Annotated in this window: 16 protein-coding genes; 12 read left to right on the top strand and 4 right to left on the bottom strand. The window is 68.1% G+C overall.

Annotated features, from left to right (window positions below; genetic code table 11):
- The first annotated feature begins 88 nt into the window (after positions 1–88).
- The 12 genes from ACNQPB_RS17935 (at position 89) to ACNQPB_RS17880 (ending at position 15,198) form a co-directional block, all read left to right on the top strand.
- Positions 89–2,065: an APC family permease gene (locus tag ACNQPB_RS17935; RefSeq protein ID WP_498753773.1), complete on the top strand. Its 1,977-nt coding sequence runs from the start codon at positions 89–91 to the stop codon at positions 2,063–2,065.
- Positions 2,062–3,438, top strand: a complete 1,377-nt coding sequence (locus ACNQPB_RS17930; protein ID WP_498753772.1) for a class I SAM-dependent RNA methyltransferase — start codon at positions 2,062–2,064, stop codon at positions 3,436–3,438. Before ACNQPB_RS17935 ends, ACNQPB_RS17930 begins: the two co-directional genes overlap by 4 nt.
- Before the next feature lie 147 nt (positions 3,439–3,585).
- Positions 3,586–6,396: an aconitate hydratase AcnA gene (acnA, locus tag ACNQPB_RS17925; protein ID WP_498753771.1), complete on the top strand. Its 2,811-nt coding sequence runs from the start codon at positions 3,586–3,588 to the stop codon at positions 6,394–6,396.
- 170 nt (positions 6,397–6,566) lie between these two features.
- The gene (dxs, locus tag ACNQPB_RS17920; protein WP_498753770.1) at positions 6,567–8,540 is read left to right on the top strand and encodes a 1-deoxy-D-xylulose-5-phosphate synthase; all 1,974 of its coding nucleotides are present in this window, start codon (positions 6,567–6,569) and stop codon (positions 8,538–8,540) included.
- Positions 8,540–9,103: a DUF402 domain-containing protein gene (locus ACNQPB_RS17915; RefSeq protein ID WP_498753769.1), complete on the top strand. Its 564-nt coding sequence runs from the start codon at positions 8,540–8,542 to the stop codon at positions 9,101–9,103. The genes dxs and ACNQPB_RS17915 overlap by 1 nt, the downstream gene beginning before the upstream one ends.
- Positions 9,100–9,660: a hypothetical protein gene (locus ACNQPB_RS17910; RefSeq protein WP_498753768.1), complete on the top strand. Its 561-nt coding sequence runs from the start codon at positions 9,100–9,102 to the stop codon at positions 9,658–9,660. The genes ACNQPB_RS17915 and ACNQPB_RS17910 overlap by 4 nt, the downstream gene beginning before the upstream one ends.
- 33 nt (positions 9,661–9,693) lie before the next feature.
- The gene (locus ACNQPB_RS17905) at positions 9,694–9,909 is read left to right on the top strand and encodes a helix-hairpin-helix domain-containing protein (protein WP_498753767.1); all 216 of its coding nucleotides are present in this window, start codon (positions 9,694–9,696) and stop codon (positions 9,907–9,909) included.
- A gap of 19 nt (positions 9,910–9,928) precedes the next feature.
- Entirely contained in the window at positions 9,929–10,906 is a 978-nt protein-coding gene (locus tag ACNQPB_RS17900; protein WP_498753766.1) for an aldo/keto reductase, read from the top strand.
- Positions 10,906–11,967 carry a nucleoside hydrolase gene (locus tag ACNQPB_RS17895; RefSeq protein WP_498753765.1) on the top strand — a complete coding sequence of 354 codons (1,062 nt, stop codon included), beginning with the start codon at positions 10,906–10,908 and terminating at the stop codon, positions 11,965–11,967. The genes ACNQPB_RS17900 and ACNQPB_RS17895 overlap by 1 nt, the downstream gene beginning before the upstream one ends.
- Before the next feature lie 74 nt (positions 11,968–12,041).
- Entirely contained in the window at positions 12,042–12,878 is an 837-nt protein-coding gene (locus ACNQPB_RS17890) for an ECF transporter S component (protein ID WP_498753764.1), read from the top strand.
- The gene (locus tag ACNQPB_RS17885; protein WP_498753763.1) at positions 12,875–13,648 is read left to right on the top strand and encodes an energy-coupling factor transporter transmembrane component T; all 774 of its coding nucleotides are present in this window, start codon (positions 12,875–12,877) and stop codon (positions 13,646–13,648) included. The genes ACNQPB_RS17890 and ACNQPB_RS17885 overlap by 4 nt, the downstream gene beginning before the upstream one ends.
- Positions 13,645–15,198, top strand: coding sequence for an ABC transporter ATP-binding protein (locus tag ACNQPB_RS17880; protein WP_498753762.1), 1,554 nt, complete (start codon positions 13,645–13,647; stop codon positions 15,196–15,198). The genes ACNQPB_RS17885 and ACNQPB_RS17880 overlap by 4 nt, the downstream gene beginning before the upstream one ends.
- A gap of 8 nt (positions 15,199–15,206) precedes the next feature.
- Here the strand turns inward: ACNQPB_RS17880 and ACNQPB_RS17875 are convergent, their stop codons facing one another.
- The 4 genes from ACNQPB_RS17875 to ACNQPB_RS17860 form a co-directional block, all read right to left on the bottom strand.
- On the bottom strand, positions 15,207–15,719 hold the full coding sequence (locus ACNQPB_RS17875; protein ID WP_498753761.1) for a DUF2127 domain-containing protein: 513 nt from the start codon (positions 15,717–15,719) through the stop codon (positions 15,207–15,209).
- 88 nt (positions 15,720–15,807) lie between these two features.
- Positions 15,808–17,946 carry a 3-hydroxyacyl-CoA dehydrogenase NAD-binding domain-containing protein gene (locus tag ACNQPB_RS17870; protein ID WP_498753760.1) on the bottom strand — a complete coding sequence of 713 codons (2,139 nt, stop codon included), beginning with the start codon at positions 17,944–17,946 and terminating at the stop codon, positions 15,808–15,810.
- Positions 17,943–19,223, bottom strand: a complete 1,281-nt coding sequence (locus tag ACNQPB_RS17865) for a thiolase family protein (protein WP_498753759.1) — start codon at positions 19,221–19,223, stop codon at positions 17,943–17,945. Before ACNQPB_RS17865 ends, ACNQPB_RS17870 begins: the two co-directional genes overlap by 4 nt.
- Positions 19,224–19,371: 148 nt before the next feature.
- Positions 19,372–20,697 (bottom strand): HRDC domain-containing protein, encoded by a 1,326-nt coding sequence (locus ACNQPB_RS17860; RefSeq protein WP_498753758.1) that lies wholly within the window; start codon positions 20,695–20,697, stop codon positions 19,372–19,374.
- Between the last annotated feature and the right edge of the window lie 22 nt (positions 20,698–20,719).

The raw sequence follows: 20,719 nt of genomic DNA, 5'->3' as shown, positions 1-20,719 counted from the left end.
CAAACTTGTGCTTGTCGCTGCGTAAGACTCTACCGGGGCAGATGTAGTGCGCCATGACATCGTCTGTGTTTACGAGTAACGTGGCCGGGTGCTGACTATTTTCAATGCGGTCAAACGGGTGCTGGTGGGGCGGCCCTTCCGGAACGACCGCTTGTCCCACACCCTGCTTCCGAAACGCATCGCGCTGCCGATCTTCGCCTCCGACGCACTGTCCTCCGTGGCGTATGCGCCGGACGAAATCCTCCTCACGCTGGCGCTGGCCGGCGTGAGTGCAGTCTCCATCTCGCCGCTCGTGGGCCTGGCCGTCATGGTGGTGTTGCTCACGGTCGTGGCCTCCTACCGGCAGAACGTCCACGCCTATCCGTCCGGCGGCGGCGACTACGAGATCGCCAACGTCAACCTCGGCAAGTACGCCGGCCTTACCGTCGCCTCCGCGCTCCTGGTGGATTATGTCCTCACCGTGGCGGTGTCGATGTCCTCCGCGGCGACGTACCTGACGACGGCGGTGCCGTCCCTGCACGGTCAACAGGCTCTCATCGCGACCGTCGGCGTCGTCATCCTGGCGTTGGTCAACCTGCGCGGCATCAAGGAAGCCGGGACGGTCTTCGCCGTCCCCACCTACATCTTCATGTTCTCCATCCTCGGGATGACCGCCGTCGGCATCTTCCAGGCCGCCACGGGGCAGCTGGGGCAGGCGCCGTCCGCGGCGTTCGAGATCGTCCCGGAACAAGGCTTCGACTCCGGCCTCGTGGGACTGGCGGGCGCCTTCCTGCTGCTGCGCGCTTTCTCCTCGGGTGCCGCGGCCCTGACCGGTGTCGAGGCCATCAGCAACGGCGTGCCGAACTTCAAGAAGCCCAAGAGCAAGAACGCAGCCACCACGCTCCTGCTGCTCGGAGTGATCGCTTCCGCCATGCTCGCCGGCATCATCTACCTGGCCAATGCCACCAAGGTGCACATCGTGCTGGACCCGGCCACGGAGTTCCTCCTGAATGGCCAGCCACTCCCGGGCGACTACATCCAGAACCCCGCGATCAGCCAGATCGCCCAGACCATCTTCGGTCCGGGCTCCATTCCCTTCTACGTCGTGGTGGCGGCCACCGGCATCATCCTTGTGTTCGCCTCCAACACGGCGTTCAACGGCTTCCCCGTGCTCGGCTCCATTCTCGCCCAGGACGGCTACCTGCCCCGCCAGCTCCGCACCAGGGGAGACCGCCTGGCGTACAGCAACGGCGTGCTCGCCCTCGCGGCCGGTGCCCTGATCCTGATCCTGGCCTTCAACGCCGATGTCACCCGGCTGATCCAGCTCTACATCGTGGGCGTGTTCATCTCGTTCACGATGAGCCAGCTGGGCATGATCCGGCACTGGGGCCGTGAGTTGAAGCTGGCCCGCGACAAGGCCGTGCGGCGCCGCGTGCTCAAGTCCCGCACCATCAACATGGTCGGTTTCGGCATGACGGCGCTCGTGCTGACGATCGTGCTCATCACTAAGTTCGAACAAGGCGCCTGGCTGGCCCTGCTGGCCATGTTCGTCCTGTTCCTGATCATGTGGAGCATCCGCGCCCACTACGACAACGTGGCCAAGGAACTGGCTGTGGACGAGGACTCCTCCCCGCGTGCCCTTCCCACCCGGGTGCACGCTATCCTGCTGGTCTCGCACGTCCGTAAGCCGGTGCTGCGGGCACTGGCTTACGCCCGGGCCTCCCGGCCGTCACGGCTCGACGCCATCATCGTGGACATCGACTCCGAGGAAACGGCGCACACCGTCGCGGACTGGGACAAGCTGGACATTCCGGTGCCGCTGACAGTGCTTGCCAGCCCGTACCGCGAAACTGTGACGCCGATCCTGTCCTATGTGAAGAACATGCGCCGCGATTCCCCGCGGGACCTGATCGTGGTCTACATTCCCGAATACGTGGTGGGCAAATGGTGGGAGCAGCTGGTGCACAACCAGACTGCCCTGCGGATCAAGGCGCGCCTCCACTTTGAACCAGGCGTCATGGTGGCCAGCGTGCCGTGGCAGCTCAAATCCTCCGAAGAAGCAAAGGCACTGCAGGACACCCTATGACGCACCACCAGCTTTCCCGTCCCGGCCGGCACACCATCGGTGACGCGGCCCCGCGCGAACTGGTGCTCGACGTCGGCCCCGTCGCCCACGGCGGGCATTTCGTCGCCCGCCACGAAGGCCGGGTGGTCTTCGTCCGGCACGGCATTCCCGGGGAGAAGGTCCGGGTTCGGCTCACCGACGCCGAAGACGATTCGCGGTTCTGGCGCGGCGACGTTGTCGAGGTCCTGGAGGCCTCGGATGACCGCAGGCGGCATTTCTGGCAACTGGCAGACTCGGCCGCCGCGTGGCGCAAGGGCGGTCCGCCGGTGGGCGGTGCCGAATTCGGGCACATCGGCCTGGAGCGGCAGCGGCAGCTGAAATCAGAGGTCCTGTCCGAGCAGCTGAAGCGACTCGCCGGGCTGGAGCTGCAGGTGGACGTCGAGGCCGCGGGGCCCGAAGCGGCGGAGGACGACGGCGGCGGGCTGGCTTGGCGCACCCGGACAGGCTTTGCCGTGACCCCCGACGGCCGGCTCGGCATGCACGCGCACCGCTCCGACGTCGTGATTCCGGTCCGCGAGATGCCGCTCGCCCTGCAGGCGATCAACGATCTGAAGCTCTGGGAACTCGATCTGCACGGCATCGCCCGCGTCGAAGTCGCCGCGCCGGCAAACGGCTCACGGCCCTTGGTGCTGCTGGCGCCCGAAGAAGACGCCGATCCGAAACGGCTGGGCAGGATCCTGGCCCGGTTGCCGCACGAAATCTCCGTGGCGCGCTTCGACCCGGCCAAGGGGGACGTGCTGCAGCTGCGCGGCCGCACCTGGGTCCAGGAATCGGCTGCAGGACACGAATACCGGGTGACCGGCGAAGGCTTCTGGCAGATCCACAAGGACGCCCCGGAAACCCTCGTGGGCGCCGTCACCGGATTCCTGCACGACGGCGGCTACCTCCTTCCGGGCTCGGCCGTCGCCGATCTTTACGCAGGAGCCGGGCTGTTCACGGCCCCGCTGGCGGACGCCGTCGGCATCACCGGATCGGTGCTGTCCGTGGAAGGTTCCCCGGGCACCAGCAGGGACGCGCGCAAGAACCTGCACGGCGAAGGGCACGTAGAGATCGTCCAGGGGCGGGTGGAACGGGTGCTGCGGAACCGTCCCCGCCGTTTCGATTCGCTCGTCATCGACCCGCCGCGGGCCGGTGCAGGCAAGGCTGTGGTCCGGCAACTCATGGACTCGGGTCCGCGGGCCATCGCCTACGTGTCCTGCGATCCGGCCTCCTTCGCCCGGGACCTCGGCTATTTCCGGACGGGCGGCTGGAAACTCGAGGGGCTGCGGGCTTTCGATCTGTACCCGCACACCCACCACCTGGAAACTGTGGCATTGCTGGTGCCGGGCGCCTAGCCGACATTACGATGGGGCCATAGTCGTCCCATGTCGCGTCCCTGGCCAGGGCAGGCCTCGAATCCCGGCGCTTGAATTAGGTTTACCTAACTAGATAGCGCTGACCCGCGCGACAAAGATGAAAGCTGTTGCGAGAGGAGTCCTGCCATGAGCACTGTGGACAGCTTCGGTTCCAAAGGCGTACTTAATGTAGCCGGCACCGATTATGAAATTTTCCGGTTGAACTCCGTTGAGGGCGCAGACAGCCTTCCGTTCAGCCTCAAGGTATTGCTTGAAAACCTCCTGCGGACCGAGGATGGCGCCAATATTACGGCCGACCACGTCCGCGCCCTGGCCGGCTGGGACCCGAATGCCGAGCCCGACACCGAGATCCAATTCACCCCGGCCCGCGTCATCATGCAGGACTTCACCGGCGTCCCCTGTGTCGTGGACCTGGCCACCATGCGTGAAGCCGTCAAGGACCTCGGCGGCGATCCCAAGCGCGTCAACCCGCTGGCACCGGCCGAAATGGTCATCGACCACTCCGTCCAGATCGACGTCTTCGGCAACTCCGGCGCCCTCGAGCGCAACATGGAAATCGAATACCAGCGCAACGGTGAGCGCTACCAGTTCCTGCGCTGGGGCCAGACCGCGTTCGACGACTTCAAGGTTGTCCCCCCGGGAACCGGCATCGTGCACCAGGTCAACATCGAATACCTGGCCCGCACCATCATGACCCGTGAAGTCAACGGCGTGCTGCGCGCCTACCCGGACACCTGCGTCGGCACCGACTCGCACACCACCATGGTCAATGGCCTGGGCGTGCTGGGCTGGGGCGTTGGCGGCATCGAAGCCGAAGCCGCCATGCTCGGCCAGCCGGTCTCCATGCTCATCCCGCGCGTCGTGGGCTTCAAGCTCAACGGCAACATCCCGGCCGGCGCCACTGCCACCGACGTCGTCCTGACCATCACCGAAATGCTGCGCAAGCACGGCGTGGTGGGCAAGTTCGTCGAGTTCTACGGCGAAGGCGTTGCCGCCGTGCCGCTGGCAAACCGCGCCACCATCGGCAACATGAGCCCGGAATTCGGTTCCACGGCCGCCATGTTCCCGATCGACGACGTCACCCTGGACTACCTGCGCCTCACCGGCCGCTCCGAGGAAAACGTCGCCCTGGTCGAGGCCTACACCAAGGAACAGGGCCTCTGGCACGATCCGTCCCGCGAGCTGCGCTTCTCCGAATACCTCGAGCTGGATCTGTCCACCGTGGTTCCGTCTATTTCCGGCCCGAAGCGTCCCCAGGACCGCATCGAGCTCACGGACGCCAAGGAGCAGTTCCGCAAGGACATCCACAACTACGTCTCCATCGAAGACGGCAGCGTGGACGAGTCCCTGGACGAGTCCTTCCCGGCCTCCGATTCGCCGTCCTTCACCCACGCGGACTCGCACACCACCGAGACCGCCCGCGTCGTGTCCGCCGCGAACGGCTCCCACGGCCGCCCGTCTTCTCCGGTCCACGTCAAGACCGCTGACGGCCGCGAGTTCGAACTGGACCATGGTGCGGTGTCGATCGCCTCGATTACCTCCTGCACCAACACCTCCAACCCTTCGGTCATGCTTGCCGCCGCACTGCTGGCCCGCAACGCCGTGGACAAGGGCCTCACCGCCAAGCCGTGGGTCAAGACCTCCGTGGCCCCGGGCTCGAAGGTCGTCACCGACTACTACGAGAAGTCCGGCCTCACGCCCTACCTGGAGAAGCTCGGCTTCTACATCGTGGGCTACGGCTGCGCCACCTGTATCGGCAACTCCGGCCCGCTGGAGCCGGAAATCTCCGAGGCCATCCAGGCCAACGACCTCTCCGTCACGGCTGTCCTCTCGGGCAACCGCAACTTCGAAGGCCGCATCAACCCGGACGTCAAGATGAACTACCTGGCCTCCCCGCCGCTGGTCATCGCCTACGCCCTGGCCGGCACCATGGACTTCGACTTCGACACCGATGCCCTGGGCACCGATTCCGAAGGCAACGAGGTCTTCCTGAAGGACATCTGGCCGAACCCCGTCGAGGTCCAGCAAGTCATCGACTCCTCGATCGACAAAGCCATGTTCACCAAGGGCTACGAAGGCGTCTTCGACGGCGACGACCGTTGGAAGGCACTCGACACGCCCGCCGGTGACACCTTCGCCTGGGCCGAGGACTCCACCTACGTCCGGAAGCCCCCGTACTTCGAGGGCATGAAGGCACAGCCGGACCCCGTCCAGGACATCGAGGGCGCCCGCGTCCTGCTGAAGCTGGGCGACTCGGTCACCACCGACCACATCTCCCCGGCCGGCTCCTTCAAGTCGGACACCCCGGCGGGCCAGTACCTGCTGGCCAACGGCGTGGAGCGCAAGGACTTCAACTCCTACGGTTCCCGCCGTGGCAACCACGAAGTCATGATCCGCGGTACCTTCGCGAACATCCGCATCAAGAACCAGCTGCTCGACGGCGTCGAGGGCGGTTTCACGAAGGACTTCACGCAGGAAGGCGCCCCGCAGGCTTACGTCTACGACGCCGCCCAGAACTACCAGAAGGCCGGCACCCCCCTGGTCGTCCTGGCAGGCAAGGAATACGGCTCCGGGTCCTCCCGTGACTGGGCAGCCAAGGGCACCGCGCTGCTGGGCGTCAAGGCCGTCATCGCCGAGAGCTACGAGCGCATCCACCGCTCCAACCTGATCGGCATGGGCGTCCTGCCGCTGCAGTTCCCGGCCGGCGAATCGGCCGCGACCCTGGGTCTGAGCGGCACCGAAACCTTCTCCGTGGCAGGCGTCACCGAGCTGAACAACGGCACCACGCCCAAGACGCTCAAGGTCACCGCTACGGCCGAGGACGGCAGCTCCAAGTCCTTCGACGCCGTGCTGCGCATCGACACCCCCGGTGAAGCGGACTACTACCGCAACGGCGGTATCCTGCAGTACGTGCTGCGGCAGATCTCGGCGAACTAATCCAAGCAACCCGCGGTTGTTGTCGTTTTGAGGCTTCAGAACGACAACAACCGCCAGTCAGTTGCCCAAGCCCCCGCTGGTTTTCCAGCGGGGGCCTTCGCGTTGCCGGAATTCCATGCCGGGCAAGGCGGTAGAGTTAACGGGCACGTCAATCACCTAAGGAGGGGCCGTTGGGACTCTTGGAGACAATCCGGACTCCGCAGGACCTGGCCACGCTGGGCACCACTGAACTGGAACAGCTCGCAGGCGAAATCAGGTCCTTCCTGATCACCAACGTCGCCCAGACCGGCGGCCACCTCGGCCCGAACCTCGGCGTCGTGGAGCTGACGATGGCGATCCACCGGATCTTCGACTCTCCCCGCGACAGCATCGTCTTCGACACCGGACACCAGTCCTATGTGCACAAGCTCCTCACGGGACGCCAGGACTTCAGCACCCTCCGCCAGGAGGGCGGCCTTTCCGGTTACCCGGACCGCGGCGAGTCCGAACACGACATTGTCGAGAGCTCACACGCCTCCTCCTCGCTGTCCTGGGCGGACGGCATCTCCCGCGCCCGGCTGCTGACCGGTGACGGTGACCGCTACGTGGTGGCCGTCGTTGGCGACGGGGCACTGACCGGCGGCATGGCCTGGGAAGCCATCAACAACATCGCCGCGGACAAGCGCCGCCGCGTGGTGATCGTGGTCAATGACAACGGCCGCTCCTACGCCCCCACGGTCGGCGGCCTGGCCGACTATTTGGCGTCCCTGCGTCCCACCATTGATTCCTTCCGCGCCGCCCCGGCCTACGAGGTCGCTTTGGACAGGTGGAAGAAGCGGCTGCAGGACGGCGGCCCGTTGGGCCAGTTCACCTACCGGAGCCTGCATGCCATGAAGAAGGGCATCAAGGACTGGTGGGCCCCCCAGGGCATGTTCGAGGACCTGGGCATGAAGTACATCGGGCCCGTGGACGGCCACAACCTGCAGGCGCTCGAAAACGCCCTCACCACGGCCCGCCACTACGGCGGACCCGTGATCGTACACGCCATGACGGAGAAGGGTCACGGCTACGCACCGGCCCGCGCCCATGAGGACGACCAGTTTCACGCCGTCGGCGTCATCGACCCCGAAACCGGCGAGCCCACAGCATCGCCCGGCGCGCAGTCCTGGACCTCCGTGTTCGCCGAGGAAATCGCGGACATCGCGGACGAGCGCCAGGACATCGTCGGAATCACCGGCGCGATGCTGATCCCGGTGGGCCTGCACAAGTTCGCGGCCCGGCACCCGGAGCGGGTGTTCGATGTCGGCATCGCCGAACAGCACGCCCTCACCTCCGCCGCGGGCATGGCGTTCGGCGGCCTGCACCCTGTGGTTGCCGTCTACGCGACCTTCCTGAACCGGGCCTTCGACCAGCTCCTGATGGACGTCGCCCTGCACAAGGCGGGCGTCACGATCGTCCTGGACCGGGCCGGGGTCACCGGGCCCGACGGCGCCAGCCACCACGGCATGTGGGACATGGCCATGGTGCAGATCGTGCCGGGGCTGCACCTTGCGGCACCGCGCGACGCCACCCGCCTGCGTGAAGAACTGCGCGAGGCCGTGGCGATCGGCGACGCGCCCAGCGTGGTGCGCTTCTCCCGGGGCAGTGTCGGCAAGGAGGTCGAGGCCATCGAGCGGCTGGCCGACGGCGTCGACGTTCTGGCCAGGCGCCCCGAAGGCTCCACCGAAAACGACGTCCTGATCGTCAGCGTCGGCGCAATGTCCGAACTCGCGCTCGACGTCGCGGCCCGGCTGGGCTCGCAGGGGATCAGCTCCACCGTGGTGGACCCCCGCTGGGTGCTGCCCGTGCGCAAATCCATCATTGCCCTCGCGGCACGCCACCGCCTGGTCATCTGCATCGAAGACGGCGTACGGGCCGGCGGCGTCGGCTCGCGGATCCGCCAGGAGATGCGGGCGGCCGGCGTGGACACGGCCCTGAACGAGGTGGGCCTGCCCGTGGAGTTCCTCTCGCACGGCACCCGCAGCCAGGTGCTCGAACGGGTCGGTCTGACGGCGCAGCAGATCACGCACGACGTCGTCGCCCAGGTCCTCGGGACGAAGGTGCCCTTCGCGCGGCCGCTGCCGGGCCAGGCACACCCGACCACCGGCAGCCTGCCCACCCTGTGATGGCCAGGCACCCCGAAGGCCTCCAGCCCGGCGACCTCGTGATCGCCCGCAACCGCAAATGGGACGGCACAGCCCATTGGGTGGTCCCGGGCCGCTTCCTCGGCGAAGACATCCACGGCTGGTGGGTGTTCCAGGGCAGGAACGAATTCTGCTCCCGCCCCGGAGCTGCCTTCTACACCGCCTCCGATGCCGTGCTGCTGGTCCCGCGCAGCGGCGACCACGTGGCCACCTTCTACGACGACAGCTACCCCGGGGACTTCCGGATCTACATCGACCTGGCCCTGGACCACGGCTGGAAAACCATCCGGGACGGCGTAGCGGAGTTCCACATGATCGACATGGACCTGGACGTCATCCGTTCCACGAAGCACGGTGTGTTCATCGACGACGAAGATGAGTTCGAGGAACACCGGCTCTCCATGGGCTACCCGGAAGACACTGTGGCCGCCATCCGTGCCGAGGCCGGGCGGCTGTACCAGGAAGTACTCACTCAACAGGAACCCTTCGACGGCACCGGGCCCACCAGCACGTGCGCCGCATGGTTCGGAAAAGGACGGTCATGAGCGGGATCATCCGCAGCTACAAGCGTGACGACGACGGCGTACTGCTGTTCCGTGAGGCCTGGTTCGACGAAGACTTCGGCCAGTTCGTCATCAACCACGGCACCGTCGGCCACCAAAGCAGTACTGACGCCACCGACGTCGACGACGAAGGCGCCGCGGACGGGCTCCTGGCCGCCTTCGCTGCACAGTGCGACGAAGACGGCTACGCGGAGCTGCCCGAATCCGGGCAGTTCTGGCTGGTGGCGCAGTTTGCCCTGAAGAGCAAGGACGGCACCGAACGGGACCGCTACCTGGAACGCAAGGCAAGTGCGGCCCTGCGCAGCGCCCTCGCCTGGCGAGGCCTCGGCACTGTGGAGCGTTCGGAAATCGGGAACTCCCGGCTTAACATCTTCTGCCTCTGCCCCGACGTGACCAAGGCGGTCAACGCCATCAAGGTATGCATCCGCGGCGAGGACCTGGACTTCACCAAGCTCAGCATTGCCGCCGCGCCGCACGGGGACCCGGAGGCGTTCAAGCTCAAACACTCGCCCAAAAACGTTACGGGCTTTACCCTCTAAGGACCACGTTCCACGCCGGGAAGGGAAGCCCCTGTGACATCCAAGAGCAACTGGCCAGGACATACGCCTTTGCCCAAGGGGATCTCGGCTCCGGCCCGCCGGGCGCTGGCCCACGAAGGCCTGGAAACCCTGGAACAGCTTGCCGAATTGGGCGAAGAACGGATTGCCGGCCTGCACGGCATGGGCCCGAAGACCATGGCCCAGCTCCACGAGGCCATGGAAGAAGCCGGAATCCGCTTCGCTTCCTGAAGGCCGTAGGCTGGTGCCCATGACTGAATACCGCCGTCTTGGACATTCCGGTTTGACCGTCTCCGTGGTCGGGCTCGGCTGCAACAACCTGGGCCGCGCCAACACCGCCACCGAATCGCAGAAGGGCACGGACGCCGTCGTCCACGCGGCCCTCGACGCCGGGGTGACGCTGTTCGACGTCGCAGACACCTACGGCAAGGAGCCCGGGCTCAGCGAGACCATGCTCGGCAAGGCGCTCAAGGGCCGCCGGGACGATGCGATCGTGGCGACAAAGTTCGGCATGGACATGAAGGGCGCCAACGGCAAGGACTTCGGTGCCCGGGGTTCCCGCCGGTACATCATCCAGTCGGTCGAAGCGTCGCTGCGCCGCCTGAACACCGACTGGATCGACCTCTACCAGTACCACACCCCGGACCCGCAGACTCCGATCGGGGAAACCCTCTCTGCACTGGATGACCTCGTCCGCAGCGGCAAGGTCCGCTACATCGGCCATTCCAACCGCGCGGGCTGGCAGATCGCAGAGGCCGAGTACGTGGCCCGCATGAGCGGCGGCGCCCGTTTCATCTCCACCCAGAACCACTACAACCTGCTGGACCGCCGCGCCGAACTGGAAGTCCTGCCTGCGGCAGAGGCCTTCGGCCTGGGCGTGTTGCCGTACTTCCCGCTGGCCAACGGACTGCTGACCGGCAAGTACGCCCCCGGCCAGGCCCCGAAGGGCTCGCGCCTCAGCCACACCCGCACCAACCTGGTGAACGACGCCGACTGGGAGCAGCTGGGCCGTTTCAGCCGCTTCGCCCAGGAACGCGGCCTGAACGAAGTGCAGCTGGCCTTCTCCTGGCTTGCCGCGCAGCCGGCCGTCAGCAGCGTGATCGCCGGCGCCACCCGGCCGGAACAGGTCGTCGAGAACGCCGCCGCTGTGCGCTGGGTGCCCACTGCGGACGAACGCGCCGAGCTGGACGACATCTTCCCGACGCAGCCGAAGGTCGCGCTCTTCTGATGCCGGAGCCGGTCAGCCTGCTGCTGGACTGCGATACGGGAATCGACGACGCCCTCGCCCTGGCTTACCTGTGCAGCCAGCCGCACGTGGAACTCGTGGCGGTGAGCAGCACCCCGGGCAACGTCGATGCGGAGCAGGTGGCGCGCAACAACCTCGCCCTGCTGGAACTGTGCGGACGGCCGGATGTCCCCGTGGCCATCGGGGCCAAGGCGCCGCTGCGGATCCCCCTGGTGACCACGCCGGAAACCCACGGGCCGCAGGGCATCGGCTACGCAGAGCTGCCGGAACCGCGGGGCCGTGTGCACCCGGGGGACGCCGTCGAGCTCTGGATCGAAGCGGCCCGGGCACGTCCGGGGGAGCTGACCGCACTCCTGACGGCTCCGTTGACCAACTTCGCCCTCGCCCTGCGCGCGGAACCCCGGCTGCCCGAGCTATTGCGCGGCGTGGTGATCATGGGTGGCAGCTACTACTACCAGGGCAACACCACGCCCACCGCCGAATGGAACACCCATGTGGACCCGCACGCCGCCGCGGAGGTGTTCGCCGCGTTCTCGGGGCTGCCCGAAGACCGGCTGCCCGTGGTGTGTGCGCTGGAAACCACGGAGCGGATCGAAATGCGCCCGGAGCATGTGGCGGCGCTGGCCCGGGAAGGCGGATGCGCCGTGCCTGAGCATGTCTTGCCCGGCCAGCCGGAAGGGCAGCGCAGCACGGCGTCGAACCCCTTGGTCCGGTACCTCAGCGACATGCTGCGCTTCTATTTCGAGTTCCACCGTGCCTACGACCAGGGCTACATCGCCCACGTGCACGACTACTTCGCGGCGGCCGTGGCAGCGGGCACCGTCCGCTACGGCACCCGTACGGCCACCGTGCACGTGGAGACCGCGGCTCCGCGGCTGTTCGGCACCACCGTGGCCGACTACCGCGGCCTGTGGGGTGAGGCGCCGAACGCCCGGATCGTGTCCGGGAACTACCCTGAGGAGGCCTTCGCCGAGCTGATCCGCTCTGTGGGTGCATTGGCATTGGCCCGGAAAGTCGGTACCGGCGCCGCCGGGGACGGCTAGGATGGTGTCTGCGCCGAGGTGACATAGGCGGAACGCGTGCACAGCCCACAGCAAGGAAGCAGCAAGGAACCACCATGGCCTCCCCGTCACCGCAGCAGCACTCCCTCCTCCTGCCCGAAGCCCCCAAACGCCGGCGCCTCCTCGAGATCCTCGGCGCCGCCTCGATCATCGTGACCTACGTGGTGCTGGTGCTCACGCAGCCCGCCGATATCGCCGCCGGTCCCGGCAGCCTGGCTGCCCTCGCCGCGCTGGGCGGCTTCCTTCTCGGCGCCGTGCTCCTGGTGGTCGCGGTCCTGCCCACCCTGCCTACCTCCACCGTGGTCCTCATCCCGATCGCCATGGTCCTGAACATCGTGCTGGGCCAGTTCGTGGGCAGCACCCTGGTGCCGTTCTACCTGGACGCGATCGGCACGGTGCTGGTGGCGGTCCTCGCCGGGCCTGCGGCCGGCGCGGCGACAGGAGCCCTGAGCTCCATCGTCTGGTCCCTGTTCAACCCCACGGTGCTGCCGTTCGCCGCCGGTGCCGCCCTGATCGGCTGGCTTGCCGGGCTCGCCGCGCGTGCCGGTGTCTTCCGCCGCTTCTACCTGGTGCCGTTCGCAGGCTTCCTCGCCGGCGTGCTGGGCGGCGTGGTATCCGCCCCGATCGCCGCGTTCGTGTTCGGCGGAACGTCCGGACTGGCCACCGGAGCCATCGTGTCCGCGTTCCGGGCAATGGGCGACTCCTTGCTCGCCGCCATCACCAAGCAGGCGCTGATTTCCGACCCCGCTGACAAGGCGATCGTCTTCACGGTGGCAGCGCTCCTGGTGTACGCCCTGCCGCGCCGCACCACCTTCCAGTTCCCCTTCGTCCGCCGCTTCCGGGTGCTCGCGGGCCGGGTGCCCGAGGGCGGGGAGCCCGCAGCCAAGGCATGAGCCGCGGCAAGCTGTCGCTGGAGCGCCTGAACCCCCTGACCACCCTCACCGGCGCCGCCGCCGTCGCGGTCATTACGACGGCGGCAGGGCACTGGGCGTTTTCGCTCGCCGCCCTCGCCGGGCTCCTTGTCCTCACCCTGCGGCAGGCCCGGGCGGGCGCCGTCCTGCGCGCCGCAGCGGCTATCCTGCTGCCGTTCTGGGCGGCCCTGCTGTTGGTGCATGGGCTGTTCTTCCCCGAAGGACGGACGGTGCTGGCAGGCTTCGGCCCGGCCGCCGTCACCCGGGAAGGGCTGCTCTTCGCCCTCGACGCCGGCCTGCGCACAGGTGTGTTCGTCCTGGCTTTCCTGCTGTTTTCCTTCACCGTCCGCGTCCCGGAGCTGCTCACGGTCCTTTCCGCCCGCGGCCTGCCGCCCCGGCTCGGATTCGTCGTCGTTTCGGCCCTGACCCTGCTGCCGGCGGCAGCGCACCGGATCCGGCGCATCCGGGCCGCGCAGGAAGCCCGCGGGCTCGTGATCGGGCGGAGCATCGCCTCCCGTCTTGTTGCAGCCCGCCTGCAGGCCGTTCCGCTGGTGCTTTCCCTGGTCCATGAATCCGGGGAACGGGCCCAGGCCCTCGACGCCCGGGGCTTCTCCGGCCGGCAACCGCACACCAGCCTCCAGACCGTGCCGGACCCGGCCCGCCAGCGGCTGGCCCGCCGGGTGCTGCTCGTGCTGTGCCTCGCCGCGGTGGCCGGCCGCGTGGCCCTGGTACTGCTTGGCGGGCGGTCATGAACGGCGGGACGCTCCTCGCGGCGCATGTGGAGTCCTTCAGCTTCCACGGAGCGGACACCCCGGCGCTCCAGGACGTGCGGCTCAGCGTGGATGCCGGGAGCCTGACGGCGGTCCTCGGCGGCTCCGGCAGCGGCAAGAGCACCCTCGCCAGGATCCTCGCGGCCTGGCTGCCCGGGAACCATGGCGGAGAGCTCCGGGGCCGGCTGGAACTCGGTGCCTCCGGTACAGGCACTGCCATCGATTTCGACGGCGGCAGCAATGACCCCCGGATCGATCCCGCGGCCTGGGCGGCACACGTGGCCTACGTGCCCCAGGACGCCCCCGCCATGCTCTCGACCGTGAGGGATACCGTGGCCGGCGAGCTGGCGTTCGGGCTGGAAAACCTGGGGGTCCCGGTGGCGGAAATGCGGCACCGGATCGCCGACACCGCCGGACTTGCCGGGCTCCAGGACCTGCTGGAACGCGATCCGGCCACCCTTTCCGGCGGTGAACTCCGCCGCCTGGCTATCGCCTGCGCCGTGATCGGCCGGCCCTCCGTGCTGCTGCTCGACGAACCGTTTGCGTCCCTGGATGCGGCGGGCGCACGGACAATGGAAGACCTGCTGCGGCGGCTGTCCGCCGAAGGAACAGCTGTGGTGGTGTTCAGCTCGGCGGTGGATCCCCTGAGCCGGGCCGCGTCGCACTGGACCGTGCTGGGCAGCGGAGACGACGACGGCGGACGGCAGCTTGCCGCCGGCGCACCCGACAGCCTGCTGGCCCAGGGAGCCCGGCCGGGCGGGGAGGCGCTGACGCGTTCCGGCGTCGTCGTTCCGGAGCCGATGCCGCCTGCCGGGCCAAAACGGGCTGACGGCGGGAGCGCCGCTCCCGTCCTCGAATTGAGGGACGTCCGCTTCCGCTACGACGGACCGGGGGCGCCCGACGGGGACACCCTGCGCGGGGTGGAACTGGCGGTCCGGGCCGGGGAAGTCCTGGCCGTTACAGGACCGAACGGCAGCGGGAAGTCGACCCTGTTGCGCCAGCTGAACGGGCTGCTCCGCCCCGGGTCCGGAACCGTGCTGCTCAACGGACGTGCCACGGACGGAACTCCCGCCGGAGTGCTCGCCGCCGACGTCGGGCTGCTGTTCCAGGACCCCCGCTTTCAACTCTTCGAACGGACGGCGCTGCGGGAAGTCGCCTTCGGGCTGGGCACGAAGCGCGGGCTGTTCCGCCGGAACGCCGATAATGCCCGGGTGCGGGAACGCGCCCTCGCCGCGCTGGCCGCCGTCGGCCTCGAAGCACACGCCGGCGCCCACCCTCTGGAGCTGCCTGCCTCGTCCCGGCGGCTCCTCGCCCTTGCCACCGTCATCGCCCGCGAGCCGGCGGTGCTGGCACTGGACGAACCGACCGTCGGCCTGGACCGGCACGGTCTGGCTGTCCTGGACACCGCGATGGCGGAAGCCACCGCGCGCGGCGCCGCCGTCGTGATGGTCACACACGACCTCGGCTACGCCCGGGCGCGGGCGCACCGGATCCTTAGCCTGGAAGGCGGGGTCCTTTCGGGGTCCCGCTGATCAGGCGTTCACGCCGTCTGCGTGGCCCGGCGCGTTCGATGATGCCGGTATTCCCGTATGGTCAGGGCGATGATCACCGCATCGAACACGGTCAGGCCGAACATGCCCCAGGTGAAGCGGCGGACCATCTCCACGACCTGGTAGATCACGAAGAGGACCATGAAGGCGATCATCCACGGATAGGCCCAGACCCGGTTCCGCAGCACCGCGGCCACCAGCACCACCTTCACCGCGCCGTGCGCCAGAAGGTAGACGGCGGCGAACAGCGCCCCAGCCGCGTTGAGGGATCCGGCGGCATGCACCAGCGCGTTGGCGAGCAGGTCGTGCGAGTCCTCGGCAAGTTCATGCTGGGTCAGCACCCGGACCCAGTCGACGATCCGGGCCGGTGTGACGAACAGCAGCAGTGCGCCACCCAGCAGCTCCAGGACACCGTCCAGGCCCTTGAGGCTGACGCTGACTACGAAGAAGCGGTCCAGGAATCGCCGTCCCGAGGGAGCGGCGGGGGCCGTATGCGGGGTCATGGATCCCAGCGTACGGCGTGAACGGATGACGAAGGGGGTGGCACCGTACTGTGCCACCCCCCTTGCCGTTCACCCGGCGACGTACCTGTCAGGCGGCGTGGAAGCGCTTGCCGTTGACCCGCTCCGAGGCGCCGGTGCGGTCCAGGTACGGAGTGATCCCGCCCAGGAACATCGGCCAACCCGCACCGAGGATGACGCAGAGGTCAATGTCCTCCGGCCCGGCCACTACACCCTCCTGGAGCATGAGGCCGATCTCTTCGGCCAGGGCATCCTGGGTCCGGCGGAGCACCTCTTCCGCAGTGGAGGGAGAGCTGCCGAAGGACATCAGGGACAGGGTCTCCTCGGGGATCACCCGGGAGCCGTCCGGCCCGTCGACCCAGAGGGTTTTCACTCCATTGTCGATCAGCTTCTGCAGGTTGCGCGACACCGCGAAACGCTCGCCGAACGCGGCGTGCAGGGATTCCTGCACATGCTGGGCCACCGGCAGGCCCACCATCGCGCTCAGCGTGAACGGGGACATCGGCAGGCCCATCGGCCGCAGGGCGTCGTCCGCGACCTCGGCGGGAGTGCCTTCGTCGAAGGCGGCGATCACTTCGCCCATGAGGCGCAGCAGGATGCGGTTCACCACGAAGGCGGCAGCGTCCTTGACCAGCACCGCCGTCTTCTTCAGGCCCTTGGCCAGCTCGAAGGCGGTGGCGAGCACGGCGTCGTCGGTCTGTGGCGCCCGGACGATTTCCAGCAGCGGCATCACAGCCACCGGGTTGAAGAAATGGAACCCTACCAGGCGTTCCGGATGCTTGAGGCCTTCCGCCATGGCCGTCACCGAAAGGGACGAGGTGTTAGTGGCCAGGATGCACTCGGCGGAGACGATTTCCTCCACCTCGGCGAAGACCTGCTTCTTGACGCTGAGCTCCTCGAAGACGGCCTCGATCACGAAGTCCGCGTCGGCAAAGGCCTCCTTGGACACCGAGCCGCTGACCAGCGCCTTGGTGCGGTTGGCCGCGTCCTGGCTGATGCGCTTCTTGGCGAGCAGCTTGTCCACCTCGGCATGGACGTAGGCGACGCCCTTGTCCACGCGCTCCTGGTCGATGTCCGTCATCACCACGGGAACCTTGAGCTGCCGGGCGAACAGCAGCGCCAGCTGGCCCGCCATCAGGCCGGCACCGACGACGCCGACCTTGGTCACCGGGCGGGCGAGCTTGCGGTCCGGCGCGCCGGCAGGCCGCTTGGAGCGCCTCTGCACGAGGTCCAGGAAGGCATACACAGTGGAACGGAACTCGTCCGTCTGCATCAGGTCAGCCAGGGTGTCGCACTCGAGCGCCGCGGATTCCGACTGGCTCATGGTGCGGTTGGCTTCCATGATGTCCAGCACCTTGGCCGGTGCGGGGGAGGCGTTGGAGGTCTTGGCCTCCACGAAGGCCCGGCCGCCTGCCACGGCGGCCGCCCAGCGTTCCGCGACAGCCGGATCGGCGGGATCGACGGCGTTGCGGCGTTCCGGGGCTGTGTCACCGGCAATGACCCGCGCCGCCCAGGCGATGGACTGTTCCAGGAAATCGGCGGGTTCGAACAGGGCATCGGCGATGCCGAGCTCGAAGGCCTGCGGCCCGCTGAGGGTGCGGTTGTTGCTCAACGGGTTTTCGATCATCACCTTGACGGCGTTCTCCGGCCCGATGAGCCGAGGCAGCAGGTACACCCCGCCCCAGCCCGGAACCAAGCCGAGGAAAGCCTCCGGCAGGGCCAAGGCACCGGCGCCGGTGGACACCGTGCGGTAGTCGGACTGGAGGGCGATCTCCAGGCCGCCGCCCAGCGCCAAGCCGTTGATGAAGGCGAAGCTCGGCACGCCCAACGAAGCCAGGGTTCCGTAGACGTCGTGGCCCAGCTGCGCCATCAGGAGGCCGTGTTCGCGTTCACGCAGGGAATTGACCGCGGAAAGGTCGGCGCCCGCCACCAGGAAGTACGGCTTGCCGGTCACCCCGACGCCCACGATTTCGCCGCGGGCGGCCCGTTCCTTGAGTCCTTCAAGGACGGTGCCGAGCTCCACCAGGGTGTTGGGGCCCAGGGTGGTGGGCTTGCTGTGGTCGAGGTCGTTGTCGAGGGTGATGAGGACGAAGGTGCCGGCGCTCTTCCTGCCGCCGACGGCCGGGAGTGCAATGTCCTGGACGTAAGAGTGGGTGATTGTTTCGTCCGGGAAGAGCCCGGCCAGTTTCCGGAAATCTGCGGCGCTCATGCGGCGGCTCCCTCGCTGTTGGTGCTGCTGGTGTCGGTTGTGGCGGCGATGTAGCCGACGTAGCTGGCGTGACGCGGGTTCTCCCAGATGACGGTGGCACCCATGCCCAGGCCGACGCACATGGTGGTGATGCCGTACCGCACCGAGGGATCCTCCTCGAACTGGCGGGCCAGCTGGTTCATGAGGCGCACGCCCGAGGACGCCAGCGGGTGCCCGACGGCGATCGCCCCGCCGTAGCGGTTGACCCGGGGGTCATCGTCGGCGATTCCGAAGTGGTCCAGGAAGCTGAGCACCTGCACGGCGAAGGCCTCGTTGATTTCGAACAGGCCGATGCCTTCGATCGACAGGCCCGCGTTCCGCAGCGCCTTTTCGGTGGCAGGCACCGGTCCGATGCCCATGACCTCGGGCTCGACGCCGGCGAAGGCGTAGGCGACCAGGCGCATCTTGACATTCAGGCCCAGTTCCTCGGCGGCGTCGGAGGAGGCGAGGAGCGCCGCCGTCGCGCCGTCGTTCAAACCGGCGGCATTGCCCGCGGTGACGCGGCCGTGCGGGCGGAACGGCGTGCGCAGCTCCGCGAGGTCAGCCACGGTGGTGCCGGGCCGGGGCGGCTCGTCCGCGGTGTGGAAGGCCCAGCCTGCGCCCGGCTTCTTCGCGGCCACGGGCACGAGGTCCGGCTGGATCTGCTCCTGAGCGTAGGCAGCGGCCAGCTTGGCCTGGGACGCAGCGGCATAGGCGTCCGTGCGTTCCTTGGTGATGGCGGGGAAGCGGTCGTGCAGGTTTTCGGCGGTGTTGCCCATGTTCAGGGCGGCCGGATCCACCAGCCGCTCGGACATGAAGCGCGGGTTCGGGTCGGTCCCGGCGCCCATCGGGTGGTTGCCCATGTGCTCCACTCCGCCGGCGATTACGACGTCGTAGGCACCGAAACCGATGCCGCTCGCCGTCGTCGTCACGGCTGTCATGGCGCCCGCGCACATGCGGTCGACCGCGAAGCCGGGAACCGTGCGGGGGAGCCCGGCCAGCAGCGCCGCGGTGCGGCCGATGGTCAGGCCCTGGTCGCCGGTCTGTGTGGTGGCGGCAATGGCCACCTCGTCGACGCGTTCCGCGGGCAGGGACGGGTTACGCCGCAGCAGTTCGCGGATGCACTTGACCACGAGGTCGTCGGCACGGGTGCCCGCGTAGATGCCTTTCTCCCCGGCCTTGCCGAACGGCGTGCGGACTCCATCGACGAAGACGACGTCGCGGACCGTGCGTTGCTGTGTGTTCCCGCTGGGGCTCATGTGTACTCCTCTTCGAGACAGGGATGGAGGCGTGGCGGGCACGTCCGGCAAGGGACGGCCGCCGTCGCCTCAATGTTACTCGTGAGTAACTTGCGGGGCAAGGCTGCGGGGCGAGATGAGGAAATCCCCTGGATTTACGCGTCGGCGGCTAGCCGGCGGGCTTCTCCTTGGCTTCCTTTGGCGGCAACGGCTGCGGGTTCAGGCTGGCCTCGGCCAGGATCGGCGCCGTGATTGCGATCTGCCACTCGCGGGCGCCCAGTTCGCGCAGTTCCGCCGCAACCGTCTCCCTGGTGATGTCCGACGGTGGCCGCCACAGCACGCGGCGCAGGTAGTCCGGCGTGAGGAGGTTCTCCACGGGCAGCTTCAGTTCCTCGGCGGCCGACTGCAGGCGCGGACGCGCGGTCGCCAGGCGGGCGGCAGCGTCGGGATCCCGGTCCGCCCAGACGCGCGGCGGGGGCGGGGCGTTGGTAGGCAGGTGCAGCGGCGGGAGGTCCTCAAGGTCCCGGGCGATGGAAATGCAGCGCAGCCAGCGCGGCGCTTCGCGCTGGGCTGCGCGGCCGTGGAAGCCCTTGGTGGCCAGCAGTTGCGGAACGGTTGAGGGCAGCGATTTCGCGGCCGCCACGAGCGCGGAGTCCGGAATGAGCCTGCCCGGTGCGACGTCCCGCTTGCGCGCGAGTTGGTCCCGTTCCAGCCACAGTTCCCGGACGGCGGCAAGCTGGCGCCGGTCCCGGATCTGGTGCAGCCCGGAGGTCTTGCGCCACGGGTCCACCCGCGGTGCGGGGACGCCGTTCGCCAGGATTCCGACGAACTCCTGTTCCGCAAACTCCAGCTTCCCGTCCGCCTCGAGCAGCTCGATCAGTTCCTCGCGCAGTTCGGCCAAGACCTCGACATCGAGGGCGGCGTAGCGCAGCCAGGGCTCAGGGAGGGGCCGGGTGGACCAGTCCGCCGCCGAGTGTTCCTTCGCCAGTCCGAAGCCCAGGAGCTGTTCGATGACGGCGGCCAGGCCCACCCGGGGCAGCCCGGCCAGGCGTGCGGCGAGCTCGGTGTCAAAGAGCTTGTCCGGCCACATGCCCAGTTCGGCGAGGCACGGCAGGTCCTGCGTGGACGCATGCAGGATCCATTCGACGCCGGACAGCGCTTCATTGACGATCTTCAGGTCGTCGAACGGCTCTGGATCGATCAGCCAGGTGCCTGCGCCCTCGCGCCTGATCTGCACCAGGAACGCCCGCTGGCCGTAGCGGAAACCGGAGGCGCGTTCGGCGTCCACGCCGGCCGGACCGGATCCGCCGGCAATCGCCGCGGCGCAGCGTTCCAAGCCGGCGAGGGTGTCGATGACCAGCGGCACGCCTTCGCGCGGGGCATCGAGGTCGATGATCTCGGGGACGGGGTGGTCGAAACCTTCCACGGTGATGTGTGGGGCGGGTTCAGCAGCCGGGCCGCCGGCTGTGTTGGGTTCCGGGTTTTCAGGAATCATGGTGCCTTACAGTCTAGCGATT

The sequence above is a fragment of the Curtobacterium sp. LFS079 genome (genome assembly GCF_047977865.1).
In the GTDB taxonomy this organism is placed as follows: domain Bacteria; phylum Actinomycetota; class Actinomycetes; order Actinomycetales; family Micrococcaceae; genus Arthrobacter.
Note: the sequence above shows the minus strand (reverse complement) of the source record. Positions and strands in the feature narration are given on the sequence as shown.